Below are 14,738 nucleotides of genomic sequence, written 5' to 3'. Positions count from 1 at the left end.
TGTAATAATAGAATTGAAGATAGCCTCATTGTCTTCGAACAAGATAGGAGCGGAATTTTGCCTTGAGGACGGGGTATAAACGCCTTTTTATAATAGGTCTGATGATAATAATGCTACTTTCAGGTTGTAATCAGCTTGTGCAGCAAGATAAATCTAAAAATCACTTAACCGTGTTAACGGTGGAATTTAATAGTGGAGCACCTATTCCAAATCTCTATATAAAAGTGACAGATTTGGAGACTGGTGAAGAAATTGAGGATGCACTTGGTTCTGAAGAGGGCGAGGCGACATTCTCCAAACTTGTAGAGGGTAAAACATATACAATTGCTGCAACCACACTTGAAAATAGTATGGGGGGCGATGGCTATACAACAATTGATACGTTTATCTACGATACGTCAAAGCCCTATTATCGACTGCAAACTCATTTTTCAAGGGATGAACAAGAGTTAGATGTGCCTGTTGTTATGCAAAATCCTGAACTACCACATGGCTGTGAAATTACATCGTTGACAGCTGTATTAAATTATTATGGTATGAATGTTACGAAGCTTGAAATGGCTGATACGTATTTACCGAAGCAAAATTTTAAAACAATCGGTGGGCAAAGATTTGGACCAGATCCAGCATATGCATTTGCTGGAAATCCGCGTGACAAAGCGGAAGGTATGTATGTCTTTGCAGCTCCGATTGTAAAAGCGGCGGAATCAGTAATAGCAGATAAACAAGCAGATTTACGTGTCAAAAATATGAGTGGTGCTTCACAGGATGACATTTTACAGCTTGTCCGTGAAGGTGTACCAGTTGTGACATGGGTTACATTGGATTTATCAACTCCTAAAACAAATAATGATAGGGGCTGGATCTATGAAGGTGAGGCAGCCTCGCGTGCCGCGTATATGAACTTGCATGCTGTTGTTTTAACTGGGCATTTAGGCGATAAAGTAGTTGTAATGGACCCATTAAAAGGCTTTGTTACATATAATGTCGATCAATTTTTTAAAAGCTATCAAGAGTTAGGGTCACAAGCAGTAGCAGTTCATAAATGAGTTTTAGAGCGTAAAGCTATCCCAAAAGGATATAATTGCACCATATAAAGGCCTATCCAAGAAAAAAGATGAAGTATGTTACACTACTATAAATAGCTAAAGGGAGCTGAGTAGAATGGCCATTGAGCACACTTTTTTACCGATTTTATTGGGCGACGAGATGAATGCTTACGGCATGGCAAGAGCATTTTACGAGTCCTATGGCGTGAAACCACTCGCTGTAAATCATACGAACACAGCCAAAATTCAACAGAGTGATTTACTAACGTTTCGTGAAGTACCAAGACTACATATCGAAGAACGTTTTGTTGTTGCTTTACAAGCGATAGCGGAGGAATTCCCGGGAAAAAAACTGCTATTGCTTGCCTGCGATGAATTTTATGTGAAGAAAATTGTGCATCATCAAGAAGAACTGTCCAAATTTTTTATAATCCCGTATGTTGATGCTACACTTGCAGATCAGCTTCTGACACGTGAAAGTATGTACCAGCTTTGTGCGGAATATGGCTTCGATTTTCCCGCTATGCATATATGCACAGTGAATGACTATGAGCAATTTAATATACCCTTTGAATATCCAGTTGTGATAAAGCCCATGAATATGATGAAATACGCTACATGTATTTTTCCAGGTAAGAAAAAAGTATATATTGCACATGATAAAGAAGAAAAGGATGCAATTTTCCACGCAATTTATAAAGAGTCTGCATATCGTGATGATTTAATGATTCAGCAGTATATTCCAGGCGAGGATGCCAATATGCGTGTTGTAAATGCTTATGTTGGACAAGATCATGAAGTTAAATTACTATCTGTAGGAAACCCTATTTTAGAAGAACATTCTCCCGATGGTATCGGTCGCTATGTTGCCATTATAACAGCCTATGACAAAGCATTGATGGATCTTGTGAAGGTATTTCTGGAAACAATACAATTCCAAGGCTTTGCGACGTTCGATATGAAATATGATGAACGCGATGGTCAATACAAGTTATTAAGTATTGAATTACATAATGAACTTTCAAATTATTATGTGACAGCAAGTGGCTATAATTTAATGCAATATGTAGCGGATGATTTCATTCGTGGCAGTAAACAACAGCTAACATACGTTCAAAATAAGCATCTATGGACGATTGTGCCAAACGGTGTATTATTTAAATACGTATTAAATGAACAACTAGTGATGGAAGCAAAGAGTCTTATTCGCCAAGGCTTCGCGACAGATTCTATTTTTAATTATAAAGATATGAATGCAAAACGCTGGTTGAATGTGACGCTCGAAAATTTAAACTTTTATCGAAAGTATAAGAAATATTTTAACAACAAAGGTCTGTCGAACTCATGAAAAAACAAACTTTAGGTATTATTGGTGGCGTTGGTCCACTTGCAACAATGTTTATCGGTGAAATGATTGTAAGACGTACGAAGGCTATAAAAGATCAGGAGCATGTACATACAATTATAGATAATGATACAAATATTCCTGATCGAACTGCATTTATTTTAGATAATACAAAGAAAAATCCTGTGCCAATTTTAATTGAAGATGCGAAAAAACTAGCTTCTGTTGGTGCAGACATGATTGCCATCCCATGCAATACAGCGCATACTTTTTATGATGAATTAGCTGAAGGCTCTCCAGTGCCCGTGCTACATATGATTCGTGAAACGGCCAAGCGTGCGCATGATTTAGGGGCGAAGCGTGTTGGTATTTTAGCGACAACAGGTACGTTAACATCGCATATGTATCAGGATGCGTTAGAGAACTATGGCATTACACCGGTTGTACCAGATGAAGCTATGAAGGAAAAAGTCATGGCGATTATTTACGATTATGTAAAGGCTGGTAAGGATGTCACGCAAGAAGAGTGGCAGCCAATAGAAGAAGCGATGCTTGCACTTGATTGTGACCGAATTGTTTTAGGGTGTACAGAGCTATCTATCGTCAATCGAGATTTAAAATTAAAAGACAAATATATCGATTCACTAATTGTTTTAGCTGAGTGTGCTATATTAGCATGTGGCTATGAATTAGTGGAGTAACATTTGGCTCACCTGTTTGCAATAGGTGAGCCTTTCACATCGACACTGCGACTCGTAAGGTGTGTAAATTGTGTCAGCGAAGGTCGTTTTAAGCTACAAAAGTGGAGCGGCAACAATGTATTGAATGTTGTACACGCTTAGCGTCAGGTACAATGATATCGAGCAATAATTGATAGACAGAAGGAAAATGCTTGTCCAGAGCTAGTATGTTAAACTAGTGTCAAGCAGGATAAAAGGTGGGAATTGACATGTCAGTAATAAATTTATTAAATGAAGGTCTACAAGAAAAATGGAATTTCGAAGAGCCAATGAAAATTCAAGATGAAATGATTCCAGCAATGCTTGAGGGCAAAGATATTGTAGCAGAATCGCCAACAGGCTCAGGGAAAACATTAGCCTATGTATTGCCTTTATTGAACAAAGTAAATGGATCGAAAAAACAAACACAAGGACTCATTGTTGCCCCATCTCAGGAATTAGCAATGCAAATCGTGGAGGTTATTCGCGAATGGACAGCTGGTACTGATATTACTGTTCAGCAACTAATAGGTGGTGCAAACTCTGCACGTCAAATCGAGAAGTTAAAGAAAAAGCCGACAATTGTTGTAGGGACACCAGGTCGTCTAAATGAATTAGCACGTTCGGGCAAATTAAAACTGAAAGAAATTGAAACAGTTATTTTAGACGAATGTGATCAGTTATTAAGCCGAGAATATCGCGTCGTAGTAAAATCCTTTATCGAAAGCTCAGCCTACGGTCGTCAAGTAGTGGTCGTTTCTGCCACAATTACCGAAGAAATTGAACTAGTGGCAAGTCGTATGATGTTTGAGCCATTACGTTTCAAAATTAAACCTGAGGATATGGTGAAGTTTGGCAAAGTTGTACATTCCTTTGTAAAAGTAGAAGAACGTGATAAAACGGATTTCCTGCGCCGCTTATCACATACGGATGGCTTACGTGCACTAGCCTTTGTCAACAATATTGACCAGTTACTTATGAAGGAAACGAAATTGCAATATCGTGCTGCACCGATTGTAACCCTACATTCTGACATGAAAAAAGAGGAACGTAAAAAGGCATTAGATGCATTCCGTAAAGGTGATGCCCGTATTTTAATTGCCACTGATATTGCGGCACGCGGTTTAGATATCGCAGGTTTAACACATGTTATTCATGTTGACGTACCGCGCACGATTGAGCAATATTTACATCGTTCAGGTCGTACAGGACGTGCAGGTGCAGATGGTGAAGTCTTAACATTATTATCGTACCACGATGAAAAAACCTATAAAAAGTGGACACGCGAAATTGCTGGCAAGCCAGTTCAAAAAGTATGGCATGACGGAGAACTAGTAGAAGGTAATTCAAAAACAATTGGACAAAAGCGAGGGAAATAATATGACTTTTGAAGAGAAATTACAAGCATATGCAGAGCTTGCTGTAAAAGTTGGCGTCAATATTCAGCCTGGTCAATATCTGTTAGTAAACACGTCTGTGGATGCATTAGACTTTGCTCGTTTGGTAGTAAAAGAAGCCTATAAAGCTGGAGCAGGCCGTGTGCATGTTAATTTTTCGGATGGTGAAATGGAGCGTGCCTATTTCGAACATGCTTCTGATGAAGAGTTCAATCGTTATCCAGAGTGGATTGTCAAAATGCGCGATGAGCTAATCGAGCGTAAAGGCGCACTTTTATGGATAGACGCAGCTGATCCAGATCTTTTAACAGGTGTTCCAACAGATCGCTTGGCAACACATCAAAAAGTCGCGGGTGCTGCACTGAAAAATTATCGAAATGCTGTGATGAAAGATTTAATCGCATGGTCTATCGTAGCAGTACCATCTCCAAAATGGGCAGCAAAGGTATTCCCAAATTTAGTTGTAGAAGAGCAAGTCCCTGCACTGTGGGAAGCTATTTTTAAAACAGTGCACATCGGAGAAGGCAACGCAGTTGAAAATTGGCATTCACATGTGGCGAATTTAGAGTCCCGAGCAACTTTATTGAACAGTAAAAAATATGCAAAGCTTCATTATACAGCACCGGGTACAGATTTAACGATTGCGTTAGCACCTCAGCATAAATGGCTTACTGGTGGAAGTAAAACACCTGATGGTACTGTATTCATTGCCAATATGCCGACAGAAGAGGTATATACATTACCAATGAAGCAAGGTGTTAGTGGGGTTGTCAGCAATACTAAGCCATTGGTCTATCAGGGTAATATAATTGATGGCTTTAAGCTTACTTTTGAAGATGGAAAAATTATTAAGGCGGAAGCACAAATGGGCCATGATTTATTGCAAGAGCTCATTACAGTGGATGAAGGTTCCTGCTATTTAGGTGAAGTAGCACTTGTACCACATGGATCACCGATTTCAGCATCAGAGATTTTATATTTCAATACGTTGTTCGATGAAAATGCCTCAAACCATCTAGCGATTGGTGAAGCATACCCAACTTGCCTAGAGGGCGGTAGAGATTTAGAAAACGGTCAACTTGAAGCACTTGGTGCAAATATTTCAGTGACACATGAGGACTTTATGATTGGTAGCGGTGACATGGATATTGATGGTATTTTACCTGATGGGACTGTGGAGCCGATTTTCCGTAAAGGTAGCTGGGCGTTTTAAGCTAAATAGCATTTTACCTATAATTTATATATGATAGTCAATGAGTGGAAGGTGAGCGGATGAAACGACTATTGAACTTAATAAGTGTAACGGTACTGACAGCCACAATAGGTGTTTCATCTGCGTTTGCACAGACTGAGAATTATGTGGCTATCGGAGATTCTTTAGCAGCGGGTCAAACGCCCTATCAGGAAATTGATACAGGCTACAGTGATTTAATTGCCATGAGACTTGGATTGATTGGTCAAATAGGTCATTATACAAAAGAGCTTGCGTTCCCAGGCTTTACAACAATTGATGTATTGCAGCGCGTAAAGTCAACCGAGGCAAGTGAGTTATTAGCAAATGCAACGCTTATTACCATTTCAGCAGGTGCCAATGACTTACTACGTCTTGTGCAAGTGAATCCAAGCGCAGGCACATTAACATTTTCTCAGCTACAGACAGATTACGCATTAAATGTTGCTCGGATAAATATGGGGGAGATTTTGGCTGAGTTGAAAACACGTGCACCACATGCAAAAGTCTATGTGATGGGTTACTATTTTGCCTATCCGAATGTGCATGCCTCTCAAAAAGAAGGAACGAATGAACAACTGGTAAAATTAAATACCATTTTACAGCAGCAAGCACAGCAAGCTGGAGCGACTTATATTAATGTGTATGATGCTTTTGGATTACAGGCAATGAACTACTTGCCAAATAGCTCAGACGTACATCCGAATTTCGAAGGTTATCGTCAAATGGCGAATGCTTTTTTGAAAGCTTATAGTGGTAGTGATGCTTTAGCGATATCATCTGTAGAACTACCCAAACCTAACCCAATGACCTTTGAGGAAATCGTAAAAAAGCAAGCAAAAGCCAAACAGAGTCCAGTTGTACCAACGCAAGAGTCAGTTGCCATCGTACACCGTATTCAAGGCTTTAACGGATATGTAGCATTTCTCGAACAAGCAAGAGAGATTCAGTATAGCTAAGGGGTTCACTTTACGTTAGAGAAAATATCGTTGGAAAAGGAGTTGTCTCACCATTGAGACAACTCCTTTCTGCGCAATGGCCCACAACAGGGGGAAAAGAATACTTCGCGTGCACCGAGCAGGTGAAGAAGAAGTATCCCTCAGGTAGAGAAGCGAACCGCTCAGGTGAAGACGAGTATCTCTCAGGTAGAAGCGCGAACCGCCCAGGGAAGTGAGTGCAACCTGCGGACTTCCTACTAAAACAAGAATGTACGTTCCACTAAAAGGCATGATAGAATAAAAAGCAGACAGGAGGCGCAACGAATGAAACTATTCCATACAGCAGATTGGCATTTAGGGAAGCTTGTACAAGGTGTGTACATGACGGAGGACCAACGCTATATTTTACAGCAATTTATGCAGGCCATTGATGAAGAAAAGCCTGATGCAATCATCATAGCGGGTGATTTATATGACCGTTCTATGCCACCTGTAGAGGCCGTTAATTTGCTAAATGATGTTTTTGCAGAGATTGTACTTGATAAAAAAATTCCTGTGTTAGCGGTTGCTGGGAACCACGATAGTGCAGGTCGCTTAAATTTCGGAAGTCGTTTAATGCGTGATAGTGGGTTACACATAATGGGGCAATTTAGGAAAGATCAGGCGCCAATTGTGTTGACAGATCAATTTGGTGAGGTGCATTTTCATCTTGTACCGTTTGCAGAGCCTGCAGCTGTGCGTACCATTTTAGCAGATGATACGATCCACTCCCATCAAGATGCGATGCAAAAAATCATTGAACACATCACACCAACGATGGATACAACACAACGAAATGTTTTCATTGGACATGCTTTTGTAACCAAATATGGCCATGAGGAAGAGAACACAAGTGATTCGGAGCGTCCACTATCAATAGGTGGATCGGATTGTGTGGATGCATCACTATTTGAACAGTTTAACTATACGGCATTGGGCCATTTACATAAGGCACATTTTGTACGTAATGAAACGATTCGATATGCCGGCTCACCATTGAAGTATTCACTGTCGGAGCACTTGCATGTAAAGGGCTATTTAATTGTTGAGTTAGATGAGACAGGACTAGTAACAGTAGAAAAGCGAAAACTTATGCCAAGACGTGATTTGCGTGTGGTGGAGGGCTTGATGGATGATTTATTAAAATTAACGCCTAGTGAGGATTATGTTTTTGTACGCCTAACTGATGATACGCCCGTCGCTTCACCAATGGAACGTATTCGTACTGTGTTCCCACATGCATTGCATATCGAACGCAAGGCGGTACGCCAGGAATTATCCAAAGAAATTCAAGCGATTGAAACGGAGCAAGTAGAAGACATCGACTTATTTAGAGCATTTTATGCGGATTTATATAGTGAACAACCGAATCGAGAGACCGAGCGTCTATTTACCGACATGCTACAAGAAATACTTGATGAGGAACGGGAGGCAGTAAAATGAAACCTTTAAAGTTAACCATTACTGCCTTTGGCCCCTACAAAAATACAGAAATCATTGATTTTCAAGAACTTGGTGATCACCGATTATTTGCAATATCTGGGAAGACAGGTGCTGGGAAAACGACAATTTTTGATGCTATTTGTTATGCACTTTATGGTTCAGGCAGTGGCGAAGATCGTCAAGATACAGCTATGCTCAGAAGCGGCTTTGCCGAAGATGATGTGTATACAGCAGTAGAACTCATTTTTGAAATGCATGGTAAAACTTATCAAATCTCACGTCAACCCGGTCATATTAAAGCGAAAAACAAAAGTGTTACTGGTAGGAAAGTCGAGTTGGCCCAATTTAAAGAGGGAAAACTTGACTTTAGTATCGTAGAGAAACAACAGACCAATGAAGTTGATAAAAAGTTACAGGAAATTGTAGGTTTGACGAAGGATCAGTTTAGCCAAATTGTCATGCTTCCTCAGGGTGAATTTCGCAAGCTTTTAACCTCAGATTCTACGAACAAAGAGGCTATTTTACGCAAAATTTTTAAAACGGATCGCTTTGGAGACATGACAAAAAAACTGGATGCAAAACGTAAGGAAGCCGAAAAAGATTTAGAACGCGCGAAGCAATTAAAAGAGCATTTACTGGGTCAAATTGCTGGGGCACTGCCACAACGATCATCTGGATTGTTTACTTGCATTGCAAATAACACGGAAAACATGCACCAATTAATGACTGCGCTTGAGGAGGAGCAAGCTTACTATATAGAAAGTATTCAAGTTGAGCAACATCGTTATGATGAGGCCTATGGTCACCATCAAAAGGAGCAAGAGCATTATAGTATGGCCAAGGCCCTCAATGAACAATTTGAAGAGCATGCTAACCGTCAAGAAAGGCTGAAAATATTAGAGCAACAGCATAATATTTATGATGCAAAGGTACAGGAAATTAAACTTGCTGAGCAAGCAGACCGCCTTGTTATGTTCGAACAACAGTGTATGGACCTTCGTGCCGAGCAAAATCGTAAAGAACAGACCTATCAGCAAGCAAAAATAACGATACAACAAACAGAGACACAATATAAGGTTGCTCAAGCATTATTCAATGAAGTAGAAGCCAAAGAACCTGAGCGTCAGCAAGTCTTACAGCAAGAATTAACGCTACAAGCACTTCTGCCGACGTTTGAAGCGTTTGAAGGGAATCGCCAACAATTACAAATATACGAGCATGGTGTTGGAACTGCAAAGCAAGCGGTTGCGGATAATCTTGCAATTTTACAACAGGAACAAGTCCAGCTACAGTATGTGACCGAAAAAATCGAGCAATACGAAGAACAAGTGCAGCCTTTTGCAGACTACTTAGAACAGCTACCGAAACTCCGTGAACAAGTTGCATTATTAACAAAAGTTGAGAAATATGAGCGAGCGGTTGCCTCGGCAGAACTGGCTGTTAATACAACGCAGCAGCGATATCAGGAAAATAAACAGGAATTACAACAGTTAGAACAACAATGGATTGCAAATCAGGCAAGTATTTTAGCAGCGCAACTTATTGAAGGCGATCCGTGCCCAGTGTGTGGGAGTACGACACATCAAATTACACATACTGAGCAAATAGAGTCTATTAATGATGCACAATTAGAAATATTAAGAGCGAAGTCTCAGTCAGATGAACGCACTTATTTTGAAAAAGAGGCAACTTTAAAATCGGCTAAAATACTTCTTCAAGAGGCAATTGAGCAAGTGGAAGCCAATGATATTTCACAAGTAAATCAAACACAACTAAACTCTTCACTACGATATGTTGAGGAGCAAGTGGCACTGTTAAAAGTGGTTAATGATCAATTAGCTGTCTCACGAACTCAGCAAAAGAGTCAGCGTGAAAGAACACAGCAGCTACAAGAGAAACAAACACAGTTAGAGCAGTATTTTGCTGAACAGCAAAAGGTGTTAACAAAACAGCAGATAATTGTGGAAGAGCAACAAAGGCATATACCTGAAAACATTCAAACATTACAAGCTTTACAACAAAAAATTGCTGAGGTAGGTGTACAAAAAAAAGCGCTACAAACAGCTTGGCAGGCTAGTCAACAAAATTTACAATCTGCTAAGGAAGCTGTGAGCAACGCAGTAATGGCGGAGGAACTAGCTAAAAAAGCTTATGAAGAGATTCACGCTAGTCTAAACGAAAAACGTGAGCAATTTTCAGTAAGTATGAAAGAAGTGGGTTTTGAAAGCTATCAGGCGTATGAAACGGCAAAGCGTAGCATTATGCAATTGGACACTTTACGGAAAGATTGTAATGATTACACTTTGCAACTACACACATTACAAATTCAAATTGCCGAAGGAGCTAAGCAGCTTGAAGGGAAAGAGAAAAAGAATTTAGCTCTATTAGAAGAATCACTAGCACAACTACGTGAGACATACGAGGTAGCATTTAATACATTGCAACGGACAAAAGCTTTTGCTGCAGCTTGTGGAGATTTTATCGTGAAAGTAGAAGAAACGGCTAAAGAAATACAATTACTTGAAAAAGAGGCGGGGCGTGTGAAGGAGCTCCATGCTTTATTGAATGGGCAAAATGTGAAAAAGCTTTCCTTTGAGCGTTATATTCAAATAAACTGCTTAGACAAAATCACAGCAGCCGCAAATATTCGTCTGTACCATTTATCTAATGGGCAGTTTGAGCTTCGACGATCAGATCGATTGGAAAAGCATGCAAAACAAAGTGGACTTGGTCTTGATGTATATGATGCCTATACTGATCAAATTCGGGATGTCAAAACATTGTCAGGTGGGGAGAAATTTAATGCCTCTTTAAGTCTGGCGCTGGGCATGGCAGATGTCATTCAAAGTTTTCAAGGGAATATTCGAATCGATACAATGTTTATTGACGAAGGTTTTGGCTCGCTTGATGAGGAGGCATTGAATAAAGCCATTGATGCACTCATTGATCTACAAGAATCGGGTCGTATGATTGGCGTTATTTCCCATGTTGCAGAACTAAAGGCCTCTATGCCCGCTGTTTTACATGTTGAGAAAACCTTAAGTGGACATAGCAGAACACGGTTTGAAGTGAAATAAAGAAAAGGCGTTCCCTTATAGCAAGGATACGCCTTTTCTTTATTTTCTTCGAGTCATTGGGTTAGGAGTTGTTCCCTTTTTTGCAGCTACCACTTTCTTGACAATTGGAATCACTATAGGCGCTAATTTGACAGCAGTTTTTACGATTTTAGATACTTTCATGAATATCAGCTCCCTTTTACTATTAGTTCTACCTGTTTAACTCGAGGATGAAACATAATTACTAACGGATAACGCGTACAGCCTGAACAATATTCCAGATGATAATGCCAAGAGATACGAGTAAGTAAATCGCAAAAGCAGCCAACCAAATGATAATGAATGTATTGCCAGTTGCATCAGGTTCAAACGTATTGAATGACATTGACGAAAACAGGAAGACGATAAAGAAAATGATGCCGAACAGAAAAGGAATTAAATGCGATATAAGCGCTCGGATTGAATGGCGCTTCACTTCACTATCCTTTGACACGAAATAAACAATTAACGGCACAATAAAAGGTGCGAAAAATATACTGAGATAACTAAAGGCAGATAATATTTTTTGATTCTCCATAGTTGTCCCTCCTTATTTAAAATTTACGCATGAAAAACTCAAAAGTTTCAAAAAAATTAATGAAGAAATGGTTGTAATCACAAAAGTGTTTGCGTACAATGAGGATGTTCAAGCAAAATTAAGATGTAACGACCACAAGGGGAGCTGATGATGTCAGCTGAGACTGGGCACGTAATGCCTTTACTCTTCGAACCTGTAAGTTAAAGCTTGCGTAGGGATGTGGATAGAAACCGACACTTTTACGATGTGAGGCTCTGTCCTGGCATCGTTTTTTTATCTTCAATTAGGTTAGCGAAGAAAAGAGGAGTACCCTTTTTTAGTAGGTGCTCACAGGCCAACAGAATGAAGCTAAAGTCTCTAGGGGTGTTATGGATTTTGAAAGGAATTAAAGATGGTATCTTAACGTAGGAGATGTAGCAATGTAGCTACATTGGTAAAGATGCTACGGCCTAAGGTATTGTTGTATAAGCATATTTCAAAATTTGTACACCTATTAACAGAGGCATAATGGATTGCCAGATTGAGCACATCATATTTAAATAACTGATTTCTATTCCTGCTCTTGTATCCTACATCGGAACAAAGGAGAGAATAATATTATGGACAAAAAAAGACTATTAATGCTGGTGGAGATTGCGATTTTCGCAGCAGTGGGTCTTGTACTCGATCAAGTTTCTTTTAAAGTATGGGCACAAGGCGGCTCGGTTAGTCTCGTGATGGTTCCCATTATTTTAATGGCATTTCGTTGGGGGCTTTTTGCAGGGCTGACAACAGGACTACTTATTGGCGTTATGCAAACGATGTTCGGTGCGTACATTGTACACTGGCTTCAAGGTTTATTGGATTATGGGGTTGCTTTCACAGTAGTTGGTGTAGCGGCGCTTGTGCGTAAGCCTGTACTCGAAGCTGCAGCGAACGTAAACAAAAAGAAGATGGCTATTTTTATAATCATAGGCACTGTTTTAGCTGGATTTTTACGCTACTTGTCGCATACGGTTGCAGGAGCTGTATTCTTCGCAGAGTATGCTGGCGATCAAAACGCTTGGATTTATTCCATTATTTATAATGGAACATATATGCTACCAGCAACAATCTTAACTGCTATTGCAGGTGTTCTTTTATTCACAGCAGCACCACAGTTAATGCAACGAAAATCTTAACGTGTAAGCCGTCTGTTCCTATAGGGTACAGGCGGCTTTTCTAAGCTAATTAGCGCGTATTGTTCATCATTGGTTTGTGGTTGTGATATATTAGAGTGTAGATATTAGATGAAAGGGACGTTAAAAATGATTGTAAAAACGCAAGAAGAGATTGAAGCCTTTAAAAAAATCGGTCGTATTTGTGCTGAAATTCGTGAAGCAATGAAGGCTGCTACAAAATCAGGTGTGACAACACTTGAATTAGATGAAATTGCAGGCCGTATGTTTGCGGAAGCAGGAGCTATTTCTGGACCAAAAGGTGAATATGATTTCCCAGGTTACACTTGTATTAGTGTTAATGAAGAAGTAGCACATGGTATACCGGGAAGCCGTATTATTCAAGACGGGGATATTGTCAATATTGATGTGTCAGGTTCGCTAAACGGCTATTTTGCTGATACTGGTATTTCATTCGTAGTCGGAGAAGGTTATGAAGATAAAGAAAAACTTTGCCGCGTAGCGAAAAGTGCTTTTGAACGTGCGATGACGAAAGTAAAAGCTGGTTCTAAATTAAACCAAATAGGGAAAGCTGTTGAACGTGAAGCTTATGCGAACGATTTAACAGTCATCATGAATTTAACAGGTCATGGACTAGGTCGCTCTTTACATGATGAGCCAAATCACATTTTAAACTATTACGATGCGTGGGACTCAACAATTATGAAAGAGGGAATGGTGTTAGCGGTTGAGCCGTTCATCTCAGCAAAAGCAGAGCATATTGTTGAAGCTGGTGATGGCTGGACATTCATTACACCAGACAAATCATTAGTTGCTCAAATCGAGCATTCGATTATTGTTACAAAAGACAAACCAATTATTTTAACAACATTAGATGAAGCATAATCAATAGAAAAAAATCCTGCTTACCATGTTATTTTTGGTAGGCAGGATTTTTTTTAATAAATTGTATACCAACAAGGAGCACACCGCATAAAAATAAGGCAGCTGTTGTCACGAGTAATTCATCAAAGCCATTATGTAACGCAATACCTATATAGGCCCAGATAAAAACACTCGGATACACAATATCGAAGTGATGAAAGCGAATATGTAGTGCTATGGCAACTCCAATAGTCAGTAAAATAACTGCCCAAAGTGGATTGCTAAGACCGAAGCCGTTCCATTCATACGATGTTAATGTAAAACTTGCATTTGTCATAAGAGTAAAAGTCGCCCAAGCGAGATAGATAGAAAATGGCACTCGACCTGTTAGCGCATTATTGCTAAGTGAATACGTATTGTACAGTAAAAATAAATAAATTACTAATATTAACGTACTGCAAAGTGACACGATAAATAATTCGTGATGCCAAAACACAATGGCAAACGCCTGCAATATACAAATGCTACTAAAGAGAACAGTCTGTTTAATAGTTGTCTTTTTGAAATTCATAACTAACCAATAGCCGAGTAAAAAGTAAACCACAATCCAAATTACATAACTAACATTAAAAGGCGCAAACATAACGGGAAAACGATTAGAGATTTCTAACGTAGATTGACCATTTATTTTTATGAAATAGGATGAAAAGGTTAGGATGAGTGCGACAATATAAGAAATTGTCATCAAAATAAATTGAGGCATGGTTTCCTCTCCCTTCCTGTTAAATTGTATAGGGAAAAGACAAATAAGTATAGGACTGTCACAAATTTTCTATTTTCATTATAGCGGAAATTGCCAATAATGTATCGTCTTGTTTCGCCAAATTTATCTACAATTTACCATTTGGATAGGCATCCATATA

The 14,738-nt window shown here is 39.4% G+C and carries 13 protein-coding genes and 1 riboswitch; of the genes, 10 read left to right on the top strand and 3 right to left on the bottom strand.

Annotation, left to right across the window (positions count from 1 at the left end; all coding sequences use genetic code 11):
* Positions 1–137 precede the first annotated feature (137 nt).
* From C9J35_RS12000 to C9J35_RS11965, 8 genes are all read left to right on the top strand, one after another.
* On the top strand, positions 138–1,049 hold the full coding sequence (locus C9J35_RS12000; protein ID WP_235616287.1) for a C39 family peptidase: 912 nt from the start codon (positions 138–140) through the stop codon (positions 1,047–1,049).
* A 115-nt stretch (positions 1,050–1,164) separates the two neighbouring features.
* On the top strand, positions 1,165–2,397 hold the full coding sequence (locus C9J35_RS11995; RefSeq protein ID WP_107924692.1) for a carboxylate--amine ligase: 1,233 nt from the start codon (positions 1,165–1,167) through the stop codon (positions 2,395–2,397).
* Positions 2,394–3,095 (top strand): cysteate racemase, encoded by a 702-nt coding sequence (cuyB, locus tag C9J35_RS11990; RefSeq protein WP_107924691.1) that lies wholly within the window; start codon positions 2,394–2,396, stop codon positions 3,093–3,095. Before C9J35_RS11995 ends, cuyB begins: the two co-directional genes overlap by 4 nt.
* Before the next feature lie 248 nt (positions 3,096–3,343).
* Positions 3,344–4,492, top strand: a complete 1,149-nt coding sequence (locus C9J35_RS11985; RefSeq protein ID WP_107924690.1) for a DEAD/DEAH box helicase — start codon at positions 3,344–3,346, stop codon at positions 4,490–4,492.
* A gap of 1 nt (position 4,493) precedes the next feature.
* A complete protein-coding gene (locus tag C9J35_RS11980) occupies positions 4,494–5,723 on the top strand; it encodes an aminopeptidase (RefSeq protein WP_107924689.1) in 1,230 nt (409 codons plus the stop codon).
* 59 nt (positions 5,724–5,782) lie between these two features.
* The gene (locus tag C9J35_RS11975) at positions 5,783–6,700 is read left to right on the top strand and encodes an SGNH/GDSL hydrolase family protein (RefSeq protein WP_107924688.1); all 918 of its coding nucleotides are present in this window, start codon (positions 5,783–5,785) and stop codon (positions 6,698–6,700) included.
* A 303-nt stretch (positions 6,701–7,003) separates the two neighbouring features.
* Positions 7,004–8,161: an exonuclease SbcCD subunit D gene (locus C9J35_RS11970; protein ID WP_107924687.1), complete on the top strand. Its 1,158-nt coding sequence runs from the start codon at positions 7,004–7,006 to the stop codon at positions 8,159–8,161.
* Entirely contained in the window at positions 8,158–11,238 is a 3,081-nt protein-coding gene (locus C9J35_RS11965) for an AAA family ATPase (protein WP_107924686.1), read from the top strand. The genes C9J35_RS11970 and C9J35_RS11965 overlap by 4 nt, the downstream gene beginning before the upstream one ends.
* A 39-nt stretch (positions 11,239–11,277) precedes the next feature.
* Here the strand turns inward: C9J35_RS11965 and yxzF are convergent, their stop codons facing one another.
* Positions 11,278–11,400: a small protein YxzF gene (yxzF, locus tag C9J35_RS24540; protein WP_268807924.1), complete on the bottom strand. Its 123-nt coding sequence runs from the start codon at positions 11,398–11,400 to the stop codon at positions 11,278–11,280.
* A 61-nt stretch (positions 11,401–11,461) separates the two neighbouring features.
* Complete coding sequence (locus C9J35_RS11960) at positions 11,462–11,794, bottom strand: magnetosome magnetite crystal formation protein family (RefSeq protein WP_107924685.1); 333 nt, start codon at positions 11,792–11,794, stop codon at positions 11,462–11,464.
* Between the two features lie 127 nt (positions 11,795–11,921).
* Positions 11,922–12,029, top strand: a riboswitch (TPP riboswitch).
* A gap of 364 nt (positions 12,030–12,393) precedes the next feature.
* Here C9J35_RS11960 and thiT point away from each other — a divergent pair.
* Both thiT and map read left to right on the top strand, forming a co-directional pair.
* Positions 12,394–12,954, top strand: coding sequence for an energy-coupled thiamine transporter ThiT (gene thiT, locus C9J35_RS11955; RefSeq protein WP_054767671.1), 561 nt, complete (start codon positions 12,394–12,396; stop codon positions 12,952–12,954).
* Positions 12,955–13,080: 126 nt separating this feature from the next.
* Positions 13,081–13,836, top strand: a complete 756-nt coding sequence (map, locus tag C9J35_RS11950; protein WP_107924684.1) for a type I methionyl aminopeptidase — start codon at positions 13,081–13,083, stop codon at positions 13,834–13,836.
* Between the two features lie 28 nt (positions 13,837–13,864).
* Here map and C9J35_RS11945 read toward each other — a convergent pair whose 3' ends face one another.
* Complete coding sequence (locus C9J35_RS11945; protein WP_107924683.1) at positions 13,865–14,578, bottom strand: TspO-related membrane protein; 714 nt, start codon at positions 14,576–14,578, stop codon at positions 13,865–13,867.
* Between the last annotated feature and the right edge of the window lie 160 nt (positions 14,579–14,738).

This window comes from Lysinibacillus parviboronicapiens, from assembly GCF_003049575.1.
GTDB classification, from domain to species: domain Bacteria; phylum Bacillota; class Bacilli; order Bacillales_A; family Planococcaceae; genus Lysinibacillus; species Lysinibacillus parviboronicapiens.
The sequence above is the reverse complement of the archived record's forward strand: the minus strand, read 5'-3'. Positions and strand labels throughout refer to the sequence as shown.

What these genes read in the sequence shown, in the direction of transcription:
- C9J35_RS11965 (WP_107924686.1), top strand. Translation starts at nt 8,158, where the DNA reads ATGAAACCTTTAAAGTTAACCATTACTGCCTTTGGCCCCTACAAAAAT.
- C9J35_RS11985 (WP_107924690.1), top strand. Translation starts at nt 3,344, where the DNA reads ATGTCAGTAATAAATTTATTAAATGAAGGTCTACAAGAAAAATGGAAT.
- C9J35_RS11970 (WP_107924687.1), top strand. Translation starts at nt 7,004, where the DNA reads ATGAAACTATTCCATACAGCAGATTGGCATTTAGGGAAGCTTGTACAA.
- cuyB (WP_107924691.1), top strand. Translation starts at nt 2,394, where the DNA reads ATGAAAAAACAAACTTTAGGTATTATTGGTGGCGTTGGTCCACTTGCA.
- C9J35_RS11995 (WP_107924692.1), top strand. Translation starts at nt 1,165, where the DNA reads ATGGCCATTGAGCACACTTTTTTACCGATTTTATTGGGCGACGAGATG.
- yxzF (WP_268807924.1), bottom strand. Translation starts at nt 11,400, where the DNA reads ATGAAAGTATCTAAAATCGTAAAAACTGCTGTCAAATTAGCGCCTATA.
- thiT (WP_054767671.1), top strand. Translation starts at nt 12,394, where the DNA reads ATGGACAAAAAAAGACTATTAATGCTGGTGGAGATTGCGATTTTCGCA.
- C9J35_RS11980 (WP_107924689.1), top strand. Translation starts at nt 4,494, where the DNA reads ATGACTTTTGAAGAGAAATTACAAGCATATGCAGAGCTTGCTGTAAAA.
- map (WP_107924684.1), top strand. Translation starts at nt 13,081, where the DNA reads ATGATTGTAAAAACGCAAGAAGAGATTGAAGCCTTTAAAAAAATCGGT.
- C9J35_RS11960 (WP_107924685.1), bottom strand. Translation starts at nt 11,794, where the DNA reads ATGGAGAATCAAAAAATATTATCTGCCTTTAGTTATCTCAGTATATTT.
- C9J35_RS11945 (WP_107924683.1), bottom strand. Translation starts at nt 14,578, where the DNA reads ATGCCTCAATTTATTTTGATGACAATTTCTTATATTGTCGCACTCATC.
- C9J35_RS11975 (WP_107924688.1), top strand. Translation starts at nt 5,783, where the DNA reads ATGAAACGACTATTGAACTTAATAAGTGTAACGGTACTGACAGCCACA.